Annotated in this window: 14 protein-coding genes; 8 read left to right on the forward strand and 6 right to left on the reverse strand. The window is 71.5% G+C overall.

The features are described 5' to 3' along the window. Window positions 1-8: 8 nt before the first annotated feature. From B2363_RS14180 to B2363_RS14190, 3 genes are read right to left on the reverse strand one after another with little or no spacing between them, the layout of a single operon-like run. A complete protein-coding gene (locus B2363_RS14180; RefSeq protein WP_286930963.1) occupies window positions 9-2564 on the reverse strand; it encodes a CDP-glycerol glycerophosphotransferase family protein in 2556 nt (851 codons plus the stop codon). Further along, window positions 2561-5026, reverse strand: coding sequence for a rhamnan synthesis F family protein (locus B2363_RS14185; protein WP_286930965.1), 2466 nt, complete (start codon window positions 5024-5026; stop codon window positions 2561-2563). Before B2363_RS14185 ends, B2363_RS14180 begins: the two co-directional genes overlap by 4 nt. After that, window positions 5023-5514 (reverse strand): hypothetical protein, encoded by a 492-nt coding sequence (locus tag B2363_RS14190; protein WP_286930966.1) that lies wholly within the window; start codon window positions 5512-5514, stop codon window positions 5023-5025. The genes B2363_RS14185 and B2363_RS14190 overlap by 4 nt, the downstream gene beginning before the upstream one ends. Before the next feature lie 113 nt (window positions 5515-5627). On the opposite strand from B2363_RS14190, the gene B2363_RS14195 reads away from it, so the two are divergent. Beyond that, the gene (locus B2363_RS14195) at window positions 5628-8414 is read left to right on the forward strand and encodes a YfhO family protein (protein ID WP_286930968.1); all 2787 of its coding nucleotides are present in this window, start codon (window positions 5628-5630) and stop codon (window positions 8412-8414) included. On the opposite strand, the gene B2363_RS14200 is transcribed toward B2363_RS14195, so the two are convergent. Beyond that, window positions 8367-9308, reverse strand: a complete 942-nt coding sequence (locus B2363_RS14200) for a lysylphosphatidylglycerol synthase transmembrane domain-containing protein (protein WP_286930970.1) — start codon at window positions 9306-9308, stop codon at window positions 8367-8369. The genes B2363_RS14195 and B2363_RS14200 overlap by 48 nt on opposite strands. A gap of 60 nt (window positions 9309-9368) precedes the next feature. Here B2363_RS14200 and B2363_RS14205 point away from each other — a divergent pair, with 60 nt between their 5' ends. Genes B2363_RS14205 through B2363_RS14215 form a run of 3 tightly spaced genes read left to right on the forward strand, consistent with a single transcriptional unit; the run spans window position 9369 to window position 12314 of the window. Then, window positions 9369-10499, forward strand: a complete 1131-nt coding sequence (locus tag B2363_RS14205; RefSeq protein WP_286930972.1) for a glycosyltransferase family protein — start codon at window positions 9369-9371, stop codon at window positions 10497-10499. Between the two features lie 2 nt (window positions 10500-10501). Next, on the forward strand, window positions 10502-11248 hold the full coding sequence (locus tag B2363_RS14210; RefSeq protein WP_286930974.1) for a class I SAM-dependent methyltransferase: 747 nt from the start codon (window positions 10502-10504) through the stop codon (window positions 11246-11248). Between the two features lie 52 nt (window positions 11249-11300). After that, on the forward strand, window positions 11301-12314 hold the full coding sequence (locus tag B2363_RS14215) for a glycosyltransferase family 2 protein (protein WP_286930975.1): 1014 nt from the start codon (window positions 11301-11303) through the stop codon (window positions 12312-12314). A gap of 9 nt (window positions 12315-12323) precedes the next feature. On the opposite strand, the gene B2363_RS14220 is transcribed toward B2363_RS14215, so the two are convergent. After that, complete coding sequence (locus B2363_RS14220) at window positions 12324-13637, reverse strand: UDP-glucose dehydrogenase family protein (protein WP_286930976.1); 1314 nt, start codon at window positions 13635-13637, stop codon at window positions 12324-12326. A 125-nt stretch (window positions 13638-13762) separates the two neighbouring features. On the opposite strand from B2363_RS14220, the gene B2363_RS14225 reads away from it, so the two are divergent. From B2363_RS14225 to B2363_RS14235, 3 genes are read left to right on the forward strand one after another with little or no spacing between them, the layout of a single operon-like run. Continuing rightward, window positions 13763-14041 carry a GNAT family N-acetyltransferase gene (locus B2363_RS14225; RefSeq protein ID WP_241732805.1) on the forward strand — a complete coding sequence of 93 codons (279 nt, stop codon included), beginning with the start codon at window positions 13763-13765 and terminating at the stop codon, window positions 14039-14041. After that, complete coding sequence (locus B2363_RS14230; protein ID WP_286930978.1) at window positions 14041-15255, forward strand: Nramp family divalent metal transporter; 1215 nt, start codon at window positions 14041-14043, stop codon at window positions 15253-15255. The genes B2363_RS14225 and B2363_RS14230 overlap by 1 nt, the downstream gene beginning before the upstream one ends. 18 nt (window positions 15256-15273) lie before the next feature. After that, complete coding sequence (locus tag B2363_RS14235) at window positions 15274-16131, forward strand: Fpg/Nei family DNA glycosylase (protein ID WP_286930980.1); 858 nt, start codon at window positions 15274-15276, stop codon at window positions 16129-16131. A gap of 66 nt (window positions 16132-16197) precedes the next feature. Here the strand turns inward: B2363_RS14235 and B2363_RS14240 are convergent, their stop codons facing one another. Beyond that, the gene (locus tag B2363_RS14240; RefSeq protein ID WP_286930981.1) at window positions 16198-17094 is read right to left on the reverse strand and encodes a DUF6801 domain-containing protein; all 897 of its coding nucleotides are present in this window, start codon (window positions 17092-17094) and stop codon (window positions 16198-16200) included. Window positions 17095-17282: 188 nt separating this feature from the next. On the opposite strand from B2363_RS14240, the gene B2363_RS14245 reads away from it, so the two are divergent. After that, window positions 17283-17906 (forward strand): hypothetical protein, encoded by a 624-nt coding sequence (locus B2363_RS14245; RefSeq protein ID WP_286930982.1) that lies wholly within the window; start codon window positions 17283-17285, stop codon window positions 17904-17906. The last annotated feature ends 3 nt before the right edge of the window (window positions 17907-17909 follow it).

The raw sequence follows: 17909 nt of genomic DNA on the forward strand, positions 1-17909 counted from the left end.
GCGGGGGGTCAGCTGCCGTAAAGGGACTTCACCCGGGCCACGACACGAGCGGAGGCCCGGTCGTCGACGTGGTCGAAGAAGAGCCGACGCCGCCAGGCGTAGTCCTCCTCCTGGTCGGGCGTCAGCGGATCGAAGAAGCCGTCGAGCGCCGCGGCGAGGTCGTCGAAGGTCTCGCACACGGGCCCGGGAAGAACCTGGCTCAGATCATAGAACAGCCCGCGCTCCTGCCGGGCGTAGCGATCGAGGTCGTACGCGAAGCTCGCCATGGGCCGTCCGGTCAGCATGAAGTCGACGAGGCAGCTCGAGTAGTCGCTGACGAGGCCGGCGGCGCTGCGGTAGAGCACCTCGAGGTCGGGGTAGCGCCGACTGGACACGTCGATGGCCCCGAGGGGCGCCAGCTGGTGCCAGTAGGTCTTGGCCGAGTCGGCCATGTGCTCGCGGACGCCGAGCACCGCGTCGTGCCGGTACATCCAGTCCTGGAGCCACGCGAGCTCCTCGGGGCTGAACCGGTAGTAGGCCTCGTCCTGCGCGTCCTTGAAGGTCGGCAGGAACAGCACCAGCCTGCGCCCCTGCGTGTCCTCCTCGAGCCGGCGCGCGGACTCGGCGAGATCGGCCGGGAGGCGTTCGGGCTCGCACCGGATGTAGTCGTTGCGCGGCAGTCCGGTGGGCCACATGTCGGCGTGGGCCAGGGGCCAGAAGGCCGACCGCATCGTGAGGGAGTCGAGCCGGCTCGAGGTGACCACGGCGCGGGTGGCCGCGTGCTCGCGGCCCTCGGCCCGCTCCAGCTCGGGCGGCGGGTCGATCATCGCCGAGCCGAAGCGCTTGAGCGGGATCCCGTGCCACAGGTTGACGAAGTTGTGGGTGATCGGGGAGACCGGCCAGTGCCCGTTGATCCGGGGTCCGTGCTTGACGAAGATCTGGCGTGACCTGACGAGGTGGTGCTGGCCCTCGCGGCTCATCAGCGGGACGGTGACCACGTTCTCGCCGGGCAGGTCGATCCGGCGCGACCGGGTCAGGATGATCTTCTTGATCGACGGGTCGTGGGCGACCTCGTCGAACAGGGCCCGCTCGTTGCCCGAGAGCGTGTGGGAGTACGCGCACACCGGGAACGCCCACCAGTGGTCGAACTTGGGGGCCCAGCGGTCCTCGGTGCGGAAGCGCGCCCACGCCCAGGGCTCGTGGTAGTCGACGGTGCCGTCGGGGCGCGTCGTGATCGAGAGGCTGTGCCGCAGCTGGTCGTCCGCGCTGACCCGGAGCAGGTTGCGCTCGAAGGACTCGACGTCGGCGCCCGGGACGAGGTCGAGAATCCGCTCCTTCCACGCGGCGAGATCGGGCGTGCGCCGCGGGTTCTCCGAGATCAGGTTGCGCTTGAGTAGCGGGAACCCCTGGGCGACGACGCCCCAGTAGTCGGTCGTGTAGGCCGGCAGGTAGGGGTAGAGGCCGTCGACGATCGTCGCGAAGTCGAAGCCGTGGGTCAGCAGGTACCGGCTCAGGCCGATCTCGTACTTGAGGATGACCAGCGGCTTCTTCGCCTGGCGTCGGACGGAGTCGATCCGCGCGCGGAACCCCGGGTCGGCGACGACGGGACGGCGGAAGACGAGGAAGTACGAGCTCAGGTGCAGGTGGTCGAGCGGGTCAATCTCGTTGGTGACGCGCCAGCGCTGCTTCGCCTCCGCCAGCGGCAGGGGAGCGTCGTCGCCGTGGTCGCGGGAGTAGGGCCGCTTCGTGGCGTGCAGGCCCCACCAGTCGCCGGGGGTGGCGTCCATCCGCGCGAACACGTCGTCGAGGGGGCGCAGCAGGTAGGCGCTGTCGTTCACGAAGACGACCTCGTCGTACGTCTCCAGGACGTCCCAGCCGACGAGGTCCTGGGCGAGCATCGACCACGAGCCGAAGTCGTACCGGCCGTGCCGGATGGCCCAGGCGCCGCGGGTCACGTCGGCCAGCTTCTCCAGCTCGCCGGGCGCCATCGTGGAGTCGGCCAGGTAGTAGACGTCGGCATGGCGCGACAGCTCGGTGACGTAGGCGACGACGTGGTCGTCGACGATGCCGTCGGGGTCGTAGCCCACGAAGAGGCAGACCCGCCGAACCGCCTGGCCGGGCTCGAACGTCGTGGGCGGTCGCACGTCGTGGGCGGGCGGCAGCGTGGGCAGGCCCTGGTGGCGCCCCGAGACCAGGTGGTGCACCAGCGGGTTGACGTCCTCGCGCGTCGGGTCGAGGTGCTCGTTCCAGTACCACCACAGGTCGAAGTCGATCCGCGGGTTGACCAGCTGCTTCCATCCGGTGCCGCAGTAGTGCTTGTACGGTCCGGTCTGGGCGGCCCGCACGACTGACTGGGAGCGCCGGTAGGCCTTGACGTCGAGCGCCTTCGCGCGCTTGACGAGGGCGATCTCGCAGGCCAGCACGACCGCTTCCGGGGCAGTCGCGGCGGTGTCCGGGGCCGGCGACAGTCCCGAGGACAGCACCTCGTCGAGCAGTGCCTGCGCGGCCTCGGCGGACTCGTTCCGGGCTGCGTCCCACCGCGCGGCGAAGGCGAGCCAGGCCAGGGCGAACTCGTCGTGCGTCATGCGGCACCTCCCTCGAGCTCGAGGCGTATGCGCTCGACGGCCCGTTCCGTGCTGCGTCCGTCGAGGTGGTCGATCAGCAGGTCGCGCGTGCGCAGGTAGCGCCGCCAGGGCGCGGTGGAGTCGAGGGCCTGCGAGAGCGCCGCGTGGAAGGAGTCGAAGTCGCGGCAGACGGGCCCGGGGAACAGGTGCTCGAGGTCGAACAGCAGCGAGTCGGCCACGTCGTCGAGGTCGTGGGCGAAGCTGACGACGGGACGGCCGGTGGCCATGAAGTCGAGCCCGATGCCGTCGTGGTCGGTGACCAGGAGGTCGGTGGCGCGCAGCACGGCCTGGGTGCGGGGAAACCGATGCGCCGACAGGTCGAGCGCCGATCCGGCGAACCTCTGCAGGTAGGCGCGCTCGAGGTCGCCCCGGGGGTCGCGGATCCCCCACACGGCGTCGTTCGACTCCGCCCAGGTAACGAGCGCGTCGATCTCGCTCGGGGAGTACGGATACGGCTTCGCCGAGCCCGTGGAGGACCGGCGCGTCGTGGCCAGCAGCACGAGGCGGCGTCCGCGCAGGAGGTCGCGGACGCCCTGCTCCTGGGCGGCGACCTCGGCCGGAGGCATCTCGGCGACGAGATGGTCGTGCGCCGGGATGCCGGTCAGCCAGGCCTCGGTGAACCGCGCGGGCCAGTGGGCCGCGAGCGTGGCCGACCGGTCGACGGCCGACGCGGTCAGCACTCCGCTGATCGCCTGGCGTGGGATCTGGTGCAGCATCTCGAGCGGTCCCGTGTCGGAGGGGTGGACGTCGCCCGGGTGGTCGGCCGGCTTGAGCATCCGGGCGGTGGCCGAGAGCGACAGTCCCTCGCGCACCGCGACGACGACGTGGCGCTCGGGCAGTCCCGCGAGGCCGAGCGTGCGGTAGGGCCGCTCCTTCACCAGGATGACGCCGGCGCCCAGCAACGCCTCGCGTCCCTGCGGGCTGCGCTGGGGGAGCCGGGTCACGTTGCGACCGGGCACGTCGAGGCGCGCCGATCGCGTGAGGACGATCTTCTCGATCTCGGGGTCGTCGCCGACGAGGTCGAGGATCGCGCGGCTGTTGTCGGGCAGCTCGCCCGTGGCGGGGTCGACGACGAACACCCAGCGGTCGGGCCGGCGCGGCGCCGCGGTGTCGGCCTTCTTGAACTGGCGGGACGTCATCGGCGTGGGCACGACGACCTCGCCGTCGGGGCCGGTGTGGATCGAGAAGCTGCGCTGCAGGAGGTCGTCGGGAGCCGTGCGGAGCAGGTTCTCCTCGAACACCTCCACGGGAGCGTCGGGCGCGACCTCCAGGAGCCGCTCCTTCCACCGCGAGATCTCGGGCACGTCGTAGTGGTTCTGGTACAGCAGGAACCGCTTCAGGACGGGGAACCCCTCACCGATCATGTGGAACGCCCAGGGCGTGAAGATCGGGTGGAACGGATACAGGTGCGGCATGAACGTCGAGAAGCGGTGGCCGTGGCCGATCAGCAGGTGGGTCAGCCCGATCTCGTACTTCTGGATCACCAGGCGCTTCGAGCGCTGTGCGGTGACGCTCTCGACGACCTTGCGGAAGACGGGGCTGTCGAGCACGGGACGCCGGAAGGCCAGGAAGTAGGAGCCGACGAGGAAGTCGTAGGTCACCGATTCCTCGAACCGGTCGAGCAGCTCCTCGCGCACCGTGTCGAGCGGGATCGGGTCGGGGAACCCGTTCTCGGGGACGTCGCGCGTCATCGCGATGCCCTTCGTGGCCTGCAGACCCCACCAGTCGCACGCCTGGGCGTCCATGCGCTCGAACACCACGTCGAGCGGACGCACGAGGTAGGACGAGTCGTTGACGAACAGGACCTCGTCGTACTGCTCGAGCCGCTCCCACCCGACGAGCTCGCTGGCGAGCATCGCGTAGGAGCCGAAGTCGTAGGCGCCGTGGCGGATCGCCCAGGCGTCGTGCGCGACCTCGCGCAGCTTGGCCAGCTCGGTGTCGGGCAGGTACCCGTCGAAGAGGCAGAAGACGTCGCTGAACCGGGCCAGCTCGCGGAGCAGGAGCAGGGCCGCCTCGTCGACGACCCCCTCGGTGTCGAAGCCGGCGAAGAGGGTCGCGCGGCGCACCGGCCGGTCGGTGGGCAGCACCGCACCCGGGCCCGCGGCGGTGGTGGCCGGACGGGTGGACAGTCCCGCGTCACGACCGACGAGCGCGTAGTGGACGAGGGGGTTGATCGTCTCCTCGGCCGGGTCGAGGTGGTTGGCCCAGTACCACCACACGTCGAAGTCGGCGTTCGGCTTGCGCAGCTGCTTCCATCCCGTGGTGCAGAAGTGCTCGAGCAGGTCGGTGACGGTGTCGGGCAGCTCGGGCAGGGAGAGCGCGTAGTACGCCTCGTCGAAGAACGGGGCGACGGCGGCCGTCTCGGCCTGGAGTCTGCCGCGTTCGGACATCGTCTCGAGCGCGGCCAGGTCGTCGGCGGTCACTGGTGCGTGCGGAGGTGGTTGAGGAGGGGATTGGCCTTCTTGCGCGCGACGAGCGGGTGCTTCGCGAGGTAGCGCCTGGTGCTGAAGTCGGGTCCCGGGTCCTTGCCCTCGGCGGCGCCGTGCCGCAGGTAGTGCAGCGCCGGGCTCAGGCCGGTGGTCACGACCTCGGGGTAGGCCCGCAGGTACCAGGCCCCGTCGAACAGGGCGGAGGCGCGCAGCTCCGTGACGTCCTCGATCTCCTCGCCCGTGGCCGCGTTGGGCATCACGCGACGCTTCAGCCAGCCCTTCGGGCCGCTGGTCTGCCGCTCCTCGGCCGTCAACCGGGCGTCGAGGACACGGGAGATCTCCAAGGACTGCTCCCGGCCGCGATCGTGCTCGGCCTCGCGCTCGGCGCAGACCTCGTGCTGCTCGCGCAGGGAGGCGAGTTCGCGACGGCACCGCTCGAGCTCGGACCGGAGTTCGGCGTCCTCGTCGACGTCTGAATACACCCGCGCGTCCCCCTGTCGTGTCGGCCCCGTCATCATAACTGCTGGGGGACACCGCCCGTCCTCCGTCATCTCCGCGCAGGAGATGTCCGCCCGACCAGGCCAGGGGAGCACACATGACGGACACGACGTCGCGAGAGCGGACCGGGGCCACCCCGGTCGAGCGCGTCACGCGCGCCGTCGTCGTGCTCGGCTTCGTCCTGCTCGTCGCGCTGACGTTCGGTCCGGCGCTGTTCGGCTTCGGGGTCTTCCTCGACGTCGACTTCCTCCGGGCGTACTGGCCGTTCACCGCGACCGGCGCTGTTCCGGCGGGAGCGATGTGGTGCCGCGGCGACACGTTCGACGCCCTGTACCCCGCGATCGTCAACACCGTCGAGTCCGCCCGGAGCGGGGTGTGGCCGACGTGGACGCCCTACGAGGTCGGCGGGGCACCCATGGCGTCGTTGCCGAACCACACGGTGCTCAGCCCCGTCACCTGGCCGTTCTGGGTGCTGCCGAGCCACGTGGCGCCGGCGTGGGTGAAGCTCACCGAGCTCGTCATCGTCGTCGTGGGGATGTTGGCCCTGCTGGGCCGCTGGGGTGTCCGTCGCAGCGCGGGCCTGCTCGCTGCCTTCGTGTTCTTCACGTGCGGCTTCATGCTGATGTGGACGAACTGGCCCCACACGCGCGTCGCCGTGTTCATCCCGCTGCTGCTCTGGGCGCTGGACCGGGTCGTGGTGGAGCGTCGCGCGCGCGACGTCGCCTGGGTCGGCCTCGTCGTGGCGAGCATGCTGCTGGGTGGCTTCCCGGCGGTGACGCTCTTCGCACTGACGACCGGCGCCGTCTACGTGCTGGTGGTGGGATGGCGCCAGCAGGGCACCCGCGCGACGGTCCTCGCGTACGCCGGCGCGGCGGGTGGCGTGGTGCTGGGCGTGGCGCTGGCGGCGGTCCAGATCCTGCCCTTCGCGATGAACCTCCAGACCGTGCTGGCCGGACGGGAGCCGCGCGAGGCGTCCCCGAGTGAGCTGCTCGTGACGAGCGTGGCACCACGGGCGTGGGGCACGTGCGTCGACAACGCGCGCTGGAGCAGCACCAACCCGATCGAGGGCATCGCCTACGTCGGCGTCGGCGCCGTGCTCCTCGTGCTGACGCTCCTCGTGCTGGGGCGCAGCGCCCGCGTCCGCCCGGGGGTCGTGGCGCTCATCTCGGTGCTCCTGGCCGCCTGGGTCTGGCTGACGTGGTTCGGCGGGGCGCCGCTGGACCTGCTGCAGCAGCTGCCGGGATTCGACACGAACAAGATCGGCCGCGCGACCTCCATCGTCGGGTTCCTGGTGGCCCTCGCGGCTGCCTTCGGCCTCGACCGGCTGATGTCGGACGACGACGGACCGGGTCCCCGTCCCGAGCGCCGGCGTCTTCCCCTCGTGGGCCGCCTCGCGGTGGGCGCCGTCCTCGCGCTCGGTGCCCTCTACGTCGGGTGGCGGGTGCACGAGGTCGCCGCCATCACGGGCGCCACGGGCCTCGTCAGGGACCAGCTCGTCGCGCCCGCGATCTGGGCCCTCGCCGGCGTCGCAGTCCTGGCCGCGGGACTCCTCAGCCGCCGGGTGCGTCCGTTCGTCCCGCTCGCCCTGGTCGTGATCGTCATCGTCCAGGCCGTCGTGTTCGCGCGGCACGTCTGGCCACTCAGCGACCGCAGCAACCTGTACCCCGTGACGGAGGCCCACGAGTTCCTCCAGGCGAACATCGGCGCCGATCGCTACGCCAGCGGTGGCATGTGGGGCTACCCGGCCACGTCCGACTACTACAAGCTCCGGACGCCGGTGGGACACGAGTTCACCGCGCCGGCCTGGATGCAGTTGCTCCAGGCGGTGTCGCCCGACACCCAGGTGACGCGGACCTACACCCGCTTCGCCGACCTCCCCACCCCCGAGATCGGCGACGACCCGCTCCTGGACCAGTTCTCCGTGAAGTACTGGGCCGTCCGGCCCAGCCAGATCGTCGGCAGGGCCGACGATCCGTCCGGCGAGCGCTCGGGGACCGTGACCCTCGGCGACGAGGAACGGGCGTCCTGCGAGCTGCCGGCGGGACCACTGCGCGGTGTCGTCCTGTCCCTCGACCGGACCGTTCCGCTGGAGGACGACGACCGGGTCCAGGCGCACGTCCGGGTCACGGCCGGGGGCGAGGTGGTGGAGGGCGCTCGCGCCTTCAACACGACGATGGAGGACGGCCAGCTGCGCATCGGTGTGGCCGGTGAGGACCTGCCCTCCTCGGATGACGCCGAGGTCGAGGTGTGGTTCTCCGGCGCGCCCCGCGCGGTCGAGCTCGACGCGACCGCCGACGGACTCTCGTGCCGCGCCCTGCGCCCGGACGATGACGGCCTCAAGCTCGTGCACGTCGACGCCGGCTCGCTGGTCTACGAGCGGTCGACCTCGCTGCCGAGAATCCGCTGGGCGGGCGAGAGCCGCGTGGTGGAGTCCGCCGACGAGCGGCTCGAGCTGCTGGGGAAGGGCGTGCCCGCCGACCGCGTGCTGCTGGACGAGACCGGTCCGTTCGAGGCCGAGGGCTCGAGCGCCCGCGTCGACACGGTCCGCGATGACGCGGGATCGATCGAGGTCGAGGTCGACGCCGACGGTGACGGCTACCTCGTCGTGGGCGATTCGATCCTCCGCGAGGGCTGGGAGGCCACCGTCGACGGCGAGCCGGTCGACCTCGTGGCCGCGAACCACGCCTTCGCGGCCGTGCCGGTGCCCGACGGCCGCCACACGGTGGAGCTGGCGTACCGGGCGCCCGGACTCGCGCCGGGACTGGCCATCAGCGCGGGAGCCGCGCTGCTCACGGCCGGTGTGTTCGTCGTCCCGCTGGTCCGGCGCCGGACGAGGTCAGGCGGCGACGCGGTGGATGACCAGCTGGATGCCCGCGAGGAGTAGGTCGACCAGCGTCGCGAGGCAGCGCACGACCAGCGCCACGACGAGCGCCGTGGACGTCGGCATCGATCCGGCGAGCGCCAGCACCAGCACGGCGTCGCGGACGCCCGCGCCGGCCGGCAGGAAGAACGCGGCCATGCCCAGCGTGTACGCCAGGGCATAGCCGACGATCGAGGGCGCCAGGGTCTCCACCGGGTCACCGTCGAGGCCGATGACGATGAACCACACCTGCAGCCCCAGCAGCAGCCAGGTGAGGCACTGCCACGCGGTGGCCTTGAGCAGGGACCTCCAGCCGATCGCCTCAGGGAGGGGCTCGCGGCGCGCGAGGCGCAGCAGCCGGTTGAGCACGCGGTCCAGCAGCCGTGGGTGGATCGCGACGTAGAGCAGGGGCAGGACGAGGACGAGCCACCAGAACCGGTGGCGCAGCTCGGGGGTGACCCACGGCATCAACGCCACGGCGACCGTGATCCCGGCGACGCCGGAGATGACCAGCGCCAGCACGCCCAGCACGGCGGCGGACCGCCGCGGGACCCGGTGCTCGCGCCCCATCTCCATCTGGGCCACGATCGACCAGAGGCTGCCCGGGACGTACTTGCCGAGCTGGCTCACGAAGAAGATGTGCGCCGAGATCCTCAGGCCCAGGCGCGATCCCAGACCCGCAAGGAGCTCGCGCCAGACCTGCAGGGACGCCAGCATGCCCAGCACCGCGAACACCGACGCCGCGGCCACGGTCCATGGCGGGATGCGCTCGAGGTCGTCGGCGATCGCCTGGTAGTTGCGGGTGATGGCCACGGCGGCCAGGGCCAGCATCACGACGAGCGCCGCCCGTCGGGCCCACGCACGGGCGCCGCTGCGCTTCTCGCCCGTCGGGGCAGGCCCCACCGGCTGCGCGTCCACGTGCTGAGGCTAGCAACCGCTCGACAGGGCGGACCGAGCCCAGCGGCTACAGTGTCGGGCGTGCGCATCGTGGCCTTCGGAACCTACGACTCCGCCGTCCACCCCCGCGTCGCGGTGCTGATCGCCGGCCTGCGGGCGTGGAACCAGGACGTCGTCGAGCTCAACCGGCCCCTGGGCTACTCGACGGCCGAGCGCGTCACGCTCGTGCAGGAGCCGTGGCGGCTCCCCGGCTTCGGGCTGCGCCTGCTGCGCCGCTGGGCGTCCCTCGTGCGCCTCGGCCTCAAGGAGCGCAGGCGCGGACGTCCCGACGCCGTGCTCGTGGGCTACCTCGGTCACTTCGACGTCGTGCTCGCCCGGCTGGTCTTCGGCCGCGTCCCGATCGTGCTCGACCACCTCGTCTCGGCCTCGGGCACGGTCCTCGACCGGGGCCTGGCCTCCCGCCGGTCCCTGCGCGGACGCGTGATGGTGGCGATCGATCGGTTGGCCCTGGCCTGCGCCGACGTGGTCGTCGTCGACACCGCCGAGCGGGTGCCGGCCCTCGCCGAGGGCGGCCGCCGCGACGTCGTCGTGTGTCCCGTGGGGGCTTCCGACGAGTGGTTCGCCGCGAGCGGGGCCGCCGCTGACCGCGGCGTCGACGAGCCGCTGCGCGCGATCTTCTTCGGCCTTTTCACGCCGCTCCAGGGCGCCACGACGATCGCCCGGGCGGCCGCGCTGCTCGAGCCCGACGACCGCGTCGAGATCACCCTGGTCGGGCGCGGCCAGGACTGGGACGAGGCCCGGCGGATCGTCGGCGACCACCCGGCGGTGCGCTGGATCGAGTGGCTCGAGCCCGCCGACCTCATCCGCCTCGTCGCGACCCAGGACGTGTGCCTGGGGATCTTCGGGACGACCGCCAAGGCGCGCGAGGTCGTGCCCACGAAGGTGTTCCAGGGCGCGGCGGCCGGCTGTGCCGTCGTCACCTCCGACACGGCCTCCCAGCGCGGCGTGCTGGGCGACGACGCGGCCTACGTTCCCCCGGGCGATGCCGAGGCCCTGGCTGCGGTGCTGCGAGAGTTGTCCGTGGACCGCGGCCGGCTGGACTCCCTGCGCGAGCGCATGGGGGAGCGGGCGGCCCGCGAGTTCACCGCGGCGGAAGCCGTACGACCGATGATGAGCGAGATCGGCGGAATCACGCCGGTCGAGGAGGAGTGAGCGTGTCGAAGACAAGCGCAGGACTGCCGCCGCTGGCGATCCGGGCCTGGCTGCGTTACGTCGTGGTCCAGCGGGTCTTCGAGCGGATCGCGCCGCGCACCGTGCTTGAGGTCGGCTGCGGCCAGGGCGCCATCGGGGCGCGGCTGGCCCAGCACAGCGAGTACCTCGCGGTCGAGCCCGACGACAGCTCCTATGCCGTGGCCGCCTCCCGGATCGAGCCCTCCGGCGGCACGGTGATCCACGGCGTGCACGCCGACGTGCCGGCCGCCTCCACGTTCGACGTGGTGTGCGCCTTCGAGGTGCTCGAGCACCTCGAGCACGACGACCAGGCCCTCGAGGACTGGGTGGCGTCGATCCGCCCCGGTGGTCACCTCGTGATGTCCGTGCCCGCGTTCCAGCGCCGGTTCGGCCCGATGGACACGAACGCCGGCCACTTCCGCCGGTACGAGCCGCAGGAGCTGCGCGCGCAGCTGGAGCGCGCGGGCCTCGTGGACGTCGAGACGACGGTCTACGGCTGGCCGCTGGGCTACGCGCTCGAGGCCGTGCGCAACCGTGTCGACGCCCGCAAGCTCGCGCGGCGCGAGGCGTCGATGGAGGACCTGACCTTCGCCAGCGGCCGCACGTTCCAGCCGCCCAACCGGCTCGTGGGCCTGGCGGTCGCCGTGCTCGTGCGCCCGTTCTGCCTGCTCCAGCGCCTGCGGCCCGACCGGGGCATCGGCCTGGTCGTCTCCGCTCGCAAGCCCGCCTGATTCCGCCCCGTAGAATGGCTCGCGAGCGCCCGTACCCGATCTTGAGGAAACCGTGAAACTAGTCGTTCAGATCCCGTGCCTGAATGAGGAGGAGACGCTCCCTCTGGTGCTGGCGTCCATCCCGCGAGAGATCCCCGGCGTCGACGAGATCGTCGTGCTGGTCATCGACGACGGCTGCACCGACCGCACGGTCGAGGTGGCGCGCGAGCACGGTGTGACCGAGTTCGTCCACCACGTGCGGAACCAGGGTCTCGGCCGCTCGTTCCACGACGGCGTCATCCGGGCGCTCGAGCTCGGCGCCGACGTGGTGGTGAACACCGACGGCGACAACCAGTACCCGCAGGAGCGGATCACCGACCTCGTCCAGCCGATCGTCGCCGGGAAGGCCGACATCGTCATCGCCGACCGGCAGGTGCACCTCGTCGAGCACTTCTCCTGGGCCAAGAAGCAGCTGCAGAAGGTCGGCAGCGCCGTGGTGAACCGGGCTGCTGGCACGAAGCTGCCCGACGCCGCGAGCGGCTTCCGCGCCTACTCGCGCGAGAGCCTGATCCTGCTGAACACGATCACGCGGTTCAGCTACTGCATGGAGACGATCATCCAGGCGGGCAACAAGAACCTGAAGATCGTCAGCATCCCGGTCGTCACCAACGCCAAGACGCGCGAGTCGCGCCTGTTCAAGACCACGCCCGAGCACATCGCCAAGTCCGCCATGGCGATCATCCGGTCGTTCATCATGTACAAGCCGTACGTGATCTTCAGCTGGCTCACGCTGTTCTTCGGCGTGGTCGGGATGATCCCGTTCCTGCGCTACGGCGTGCTGTGGACGCAAGGCGAGCAGGGCGGCCACCTGCAGTCGCTGCTGCTCGGCGTGCTGCTGCTGACGATGGCGATGCTGTGCGTGATGCTCGGCGTCGTGGCCGACCTGATCCGCACCAACCGCGTGCTCATCGAGGACAACCTCGAGCACACGAAGCGGCTGCGGTTCGGCGACTCGGCCGAGGAGTCGCTCGTGCGCCACGGCCTCTCGAAGGTCACCTACGAGCGCGTCGAGTCCTCGCCGTCCTGACCCGAGGGGTCAGGGCCTGCCGAGCGCCCGGTAGGTCCAGCCGGCGGCCCGCCACTGCTCGGGGTCGAGCGCGTTGCGGCCGTCCAGGATCCGTCGCTGGCGCACCTTCGCGCCGGCCACGGCCGGGTCGAGGTCGCGGTACTCGCGCCACTCGGTGAGCAGCAGCACGAGGTCGGCCCCGGCGAGGGCCTCCTCGGTGTCCTCCACGTAGAGCAGGTTCGGGTACGACGACTTCGCGTTGCCGAGCGCGGCGGGGTCGGTGACCCGCACCGTGGCGCCCTGGAGGCGCAGCTGCTCGGCCACGTTCAGGGCGGGGGAGTCGCGGATGTCGTCCGAGTCGGGCTTGAACGACGCGCCCAGCACGGTGACGCTGCGGCCCAGCAGCGAGCCGCCGCACTCCTCGCGGGCGAGGTCGACCATCCGGACCCGGCGACGGGTGTTGATGGCGTCGACCTCCGCCAGGAAGCTCAGCGTCTGGTCGGCGCCGAGCTCGCCGGCGCGCGCCATGAACGCGCGGATGTCCTTGGGCAGGCAGCCGCCGCCGAAGCCGAGGCCGGCGTTGAGGAACTTGCGGCCGATGCGGTCGTCGAGGCCGATGGCGTCGGCGAGCGCCGTGACGTCGGCGTCGGTGCGCTCGCACAGCTCGGCCATCGCGTTGATGAAGGAGATCTTCGTGGCCAGGAACGAGTTGGCAGCGACCTTGACCAGCTGGGCGGTCGCGGGATCCATCACCAGGCGCGGCGTGTCCTCGCCCAGGATCGTGGCGTAGACCTCGTCGAGCAGCGCGGTGGCGCGCTCGCCGGCCTCACCGTCCGGGACGCCGTAGACGAGGCGGTCGGGGTGCAGCGTGTCCTGCACGGCGAAGCCCTCACGCAGGAACTCGGGGTTCCACACGAGCATCGCGTCGGGCTGGACGTCGGCCAGCCGGGCCGCGAGCCGCTCGGCGGTGCCGACGGGCACGGTGGACTTGCCGGCGATCAGGGCGCCCGGCGCGACGACGTCGAGCAGGCTCGCGAAGGCGCCGTCGACGTAGCGCAGGTCGGCCGCGTACTCGCCCTGCTTCTGCGGGGTGCCCACGCACAGGAAGTGCACCTGGGCGTCGGCCGCGTCGGCGAAGTCGGAGGTGAACGAGAGCCGTCCGCTCGCCAGCGTGCGCTCGAGCAGCTCGGGCAGGTTGGGCTCGAAGAACGGGGCGCGGCCGGCGGCCAGGCTCTCGATCTTGGCCAGGTCGGTGTCGACGCCGACGACCTCGTGGCCGAGCTCCGCCATGCTGGCGGCGTGGACGGCGCCGAGGTATCCGCAGCCGATGACACTGATCTTCATGGAGCCACCGTAGCGAGTGCACCCGTGCCCCGGGGTCGAAGGGACCAACCGTCCCAGCCCGCCGGCCCGCTCGTGGTGCCCCGCTCGTCGTGCACAGGGGAAAGCCGATGTGGGAGGGTCGATCCATGACGGTCGACATCACGCACAACGAAGCGGAGCAGCAGTACGAGATCGCGGTCGACGGTGAGCGCGCCGGCTTCACCGAGGCGCGTGAGGAGGGCGACGTCGTCGTCTTCCCCCACACCGTGATCGACGAGCGGTTCGAGGGTCAGGGCCTGGCGAGCCAGCTCGTCACCTTCGCGCTCGACGACGTGCGCGCCCGCGGCAAGAAGGCCAAGGTCCACTGCAGCTACATCAAGCGCTTCGTCGAGAAGCGCCCGCAGTACCAGGACCTGCTGGCCTAGTGACGCAGGTCCTGCGACGCCGGCTCACGCTGCTGGGGCCGGCGTTCATCGCTGCCGTCGCGTACGTGGACCCGGGCAACGTCGCGACCAACCTGACCGCGGGGGCGCGGTTCGGGTACACCCTGGTCTGGGTCATCGTGCTGGCCAACCTCATGGCGGTGCTGATCCAGTACCTCTCGGCCAAGCTCGGGCTGGTCACACGTCGGTCGCTGGCGGCGCAGGTCGGCGGCCGCCTCTCGGTGCGCGCCCGCTTCCTCTACTGGCTCCAGGCCGAGGGGATCGCCATCGCGACCGACCTGGCCGAGGTCATCGGCGGCGCGATCGCGTTCCACCTGCTCTTCGGCGTGCCGCTGCCGCTGGGTGCCCTATTGACGGCCGCGGTGGCGGTGATCGTGCTCGCCGTCGGCGACCGCTGGGGCCAGGGCGTGCTGGAGCGGATCATCCTCGGATTCCTGCTGCTGATCGCCGTGGGCTTCCTCGCCGGACTCGTCGTCGGCCCGCCGCCGGCGGGCGAGGTGGCGCAGGGGCTGGTGCCGCGCTTCGACGGCGCCGAGAGCGTCCTGCTGGCCTCGGGCATCGTCGGCGCGACCGTCATGCCGCACGCGGTCTACCTGCACTCGAGCCTCACCGCCGACCGGCTGGGCGTGCGCGGTGAGCACTCGTCCGTCCGCGACCTGCTGGCCGCCACCCGGATCGACGTCGTGCTGGCGCTCATCCTGGCCGGCATGCTGAACCTCGGCCTGCTGCTGATGGCCGCCGCGAACCTCCAGGGCATGCCCGGCACCGACACGATCGCCGGCGCGCACGAGCTGATCAGCAGTGAGATCGGCGTGGGCGTGGCCCTGCTCTTCGCGGTGGCGCTGCTCGGCTCGGGAATCTCCTCCACCTCCGTGGGCAGCGCGGCGGGCGCGGAGGTGATGCGCGCCCTGACGCCGTGGTCGCTCAAGCCGGTGACCCGTCGCCTGATCACGCTGGTGCCCGCGCTGGTCGTGCTGCTGCTGGGCATCGACCCGACGCGCGCCCTCGTGGTCTCGCAGGTCGTGCTGTCGATGGGCATCCCGTTCGCGGTGGTCCCGCTGGTGTGGCTGACCGCGTCGCGCGCCGTGATGGGCGAGTACGTCAACCGGCGCCTCACCACGGCGCTCGCGTCGCTGGCCGCCGCCGCGATCGTGGCGCTGAACGTCGTGCTGTTGTGGCTGACGTTCGCCGGTTGAGCCTCGTAGGCTGACCCCATGCCCGAGATGCCCGAGGTCGAGGCGCTCGTCCACTGGCTGGGCGACAAGCTCGACGGTGCCGTGGTGGCCGAGATCGAGCCCGCGTCGTTCGCCGTGCTCAAGACCTACGACCCGCCCGTCTCGGCCTTCTCCGGGCTGACCGTCACCGGTGTCACCCGGCACGGCAAGTTCATCGACATCGACGTGGACGGCCTGCACCTGGTGATCCACCTGGCCAAGGCGGGCTGGCTGCGGTGGTCGGACCACTTCGGGGACAGCCGGGTCAAGATGGGCGGCCCGCTCGCCCTGCGCTTCCGCGTGGACCGCGGCGACGGCCCGCACGAGGGCTTCGACCTCACCGAGGCGGGCACCCGCAAGGGCCTGGCGGTCTACGCCGTGCGCGATCCGCAGGAGGTCGGGGGGATCGAGCGGCTCGGCCCCGACCCGCTGGCGCCCGGCTTCGACCTGCGGCCGCTGCTGCAGCGCCGGATGCAGGTCAAGCGGCTGCTGCGCGACCAGACCGTCGTGGCGGGCATCGGCAACGCCTACAGCGACGAGATCCTGCACGCCGCGAGGCTGTCGCCGTTCGCGATCGCCGAGAAGCTGGACGAGGACGAGGTGGTGCGGCTGGAGACCGCCGTGACGTCGGTGCTCACCGAGGCGGTCGCCGCGGCCGACGGCAAGCCCGCCGCCGACCTCAAGGATGCCAAGCGCGAGCGCATGCGCGTGCACGGCCGCGCGGGCCAGAAGTGCGACGTCTGCGGCGACACCGTGGCCGAGGTCGTGTTCGCCGACTCCTCGCTGCAGTACTGCCCGACCTGCCAGACCGGCGGCACGCTGCTCAAGGACCGCACCACGTCGAAGTTCCTGAAGTAGCCCTGCGGGCAGACGAAGGGGCGAGAGCCTCGCGGCCCTCGCCCCTCCTTCACACCTGTGGTTCGGTCACTTCTTGACGGTGACGACGACCTTCGTCTTGGCCGATCCGCCCTTGCCGTCGCGGATGCTGACGTAGAAGGCGGCCTTGCCCTTGAAGTTCTTCCGCGGCTTGAAGGTGAGCTTGGACCCCCGGACCGAGACCTTGCCGGCCTTCTTGGAGACCTTGCCGGCCTTGAAGGTCAGACGGTTGCGGTCGGCGTCCGTCGCACGGATGACGAACTTCTTGGCCTTGTTCTTCTTCGTGACGACCTTGACCGTGCGCGGCGCCTTGGGCGCGGCGTTCACCTGCCGGATCGAGGCGAGCGTCCGGGCCTGCGTCGTCGAGCAGTCCATCGTTGCGGGGACGTTGCCGCCGGAACCGTAGATGGTCGCGGTGACGTAGAACTTCGCGGGCATGCTCAGCGTGGCCGCGCCCGCGGTGTAGGCCGGCGTGGTGATGGCCGGGACGGTGCCCTTCGCCGCGATCGTCCAGGCGGAGTCGGCGGGGATGGGAGCCCGCGCCGCCGAGAGCGAGGGAATGCGGACGTTCATCGAGCGGCCGGCGGAGCTCAGGGTCACGGCCGCGTTCGTCGACTGGCCCGAGGCCTCGGTGCCCAGCAGGCGCGTGCCGTCACGCAGCACGTCGGGCATGGCCAGCGTGATCGCGACGGGCGTCGGAGCGATGCGCTCACCGCGGAACACGGTGGCGGGAATCCGGGTCACGGTCCTGACGCCGACCTCCCGCAGGCCGAGGTCGAGCGGGCCGGCGAAGACCTGGCACTGGTAGGTGAACGACTTGTCGACGGGCTGGCTTCCGGCGGCCTGGGCGGGGGCGGAGAAGCCGATCGCGGCGAAGGTACCGCCGACGAGTGCGGCGGTGACGGGGAGCGCGACACGGCGCGCCATGAGGGAAGAACGGGTCACGAGGGACACCTCTCTGGGACGGTGCTCGCCGGGGTGGGATCTCGGCGCGCAAGAACGGGCGTGCGGGGAACCTAGCACGCGAAACTGTGAGTTACAACACAAGATACAACGCGTGTTCGTGGGGCCCGCCGAAATGGCCCATCGGTCGTCCTCGGGTGGGTCATCGACCCCCCTCCTAGGCTGGTGACATGGGCATCGGGAAGACGGGGCGGCGCGTCAACGCCGCGGTCGGCGGGTTCACGACGCGGGTGGACGGTCAGACCGAGCTCGCCGCCGCGCGCGCGGCCCAGGCGCTGCGCCTCGCGGTGCGGCTGCTGCGCTGGCCCTCGCTGGGCGTGATGGTCGTGTCGTGGCCGTTCCTCGCCGGACTGGCGATCGTCAGCGTGCTGGCGGACGACGTCTGGCTGAGCGTGCTCGCCGGGCTGATCGCGGGCGTCGGTGCCCTGCTGTCCGGCGCGTTCGCCTGGCGCCGGCAGCGGATCCTCGCCGCGGTGGAGGACGAGCAGCAGCTCGCCACCGAGCTGGGCATCGCGGTCGCGATGAGCGATGACGTGGGCGAGGCCCGCCTCGTGCTGGGTCAGCTGGCCGGAGCCACGGGCGGCGTCCGTGTGTTCTCGCGGCTCAAGGGCCTGTGGCGCGGCTTCGGTCTCGGCCCCGGTGTGCTCCAGGACGCCGCCGACCTGCCGCGGGCGCGCTGGTTCTTCCCGCCGACGGTCGGCACCACCGTCACCCTGTTCCTCGGCGTGCTGTGGCTCGTGCCGATCTCGTTCGTCAGCTGCCTGCTGCTGGCGATCGCCCTCGCCGCCCGCTGACCC

The organism is Aeromicrobium sp. UBA7512, assembly GCF_002476985.1.
GTDB lineage: Bacteria > Actinomycetota > Actinomycetes > Propionibacteriales > Nocardioidaceae > Aeromicrobium > Aeromicrobium phoceense.

What these genes read in the sequence shown, in the direction of transcription:
- B2363_RS14180 (WP_286930963.1), bottom strand. Translation starts at nt 2,564, where the DNA reads ATGACGCACGACGAGTTCGCCCTGGCCTGGCTCGCCTTCGCCGCGCGG.
- B2363_RS14195 (WP_286930968.1), top strand. Translation starts at nt 5,628, where the DNA reads ATGACGGACACGACGTCGCGAGAGCGGACCGGGGCCACCCCGGTCGAG.
- B2363_RS14220 (WP_286930976.1), bottom strand. Translation starts at nt 13,637, where the DNA reads ATGAAGATCAGTGTCATCGGCTGCGGATACCTCGGCGCCGTCCACGCC.
- B2363_RS14225 (WP_241732805.1), top strand. Translation starts at nt 13,763, where the DNA reads ATGACGGTCGACATCACGCACAACGAAGCGGAGCAGCAGTACGAGATC.
- B2363_RS14235 (WP_286930980.1), top strand. Translation starts at nt 15,274, where the DNA reads ATGCCCGAGATGCCCGAGGTCGAGGCGCTCGTCCACTGGCTGGGCGAC.
- B2363_RS14245 (WP_286930982.1), top strand. Translation starts at nt 17,283, where the DNA reads ATGGGCATCGGGAAGACGGGGCGGCGCGTCAACGCCGCGGTCGGCGGG.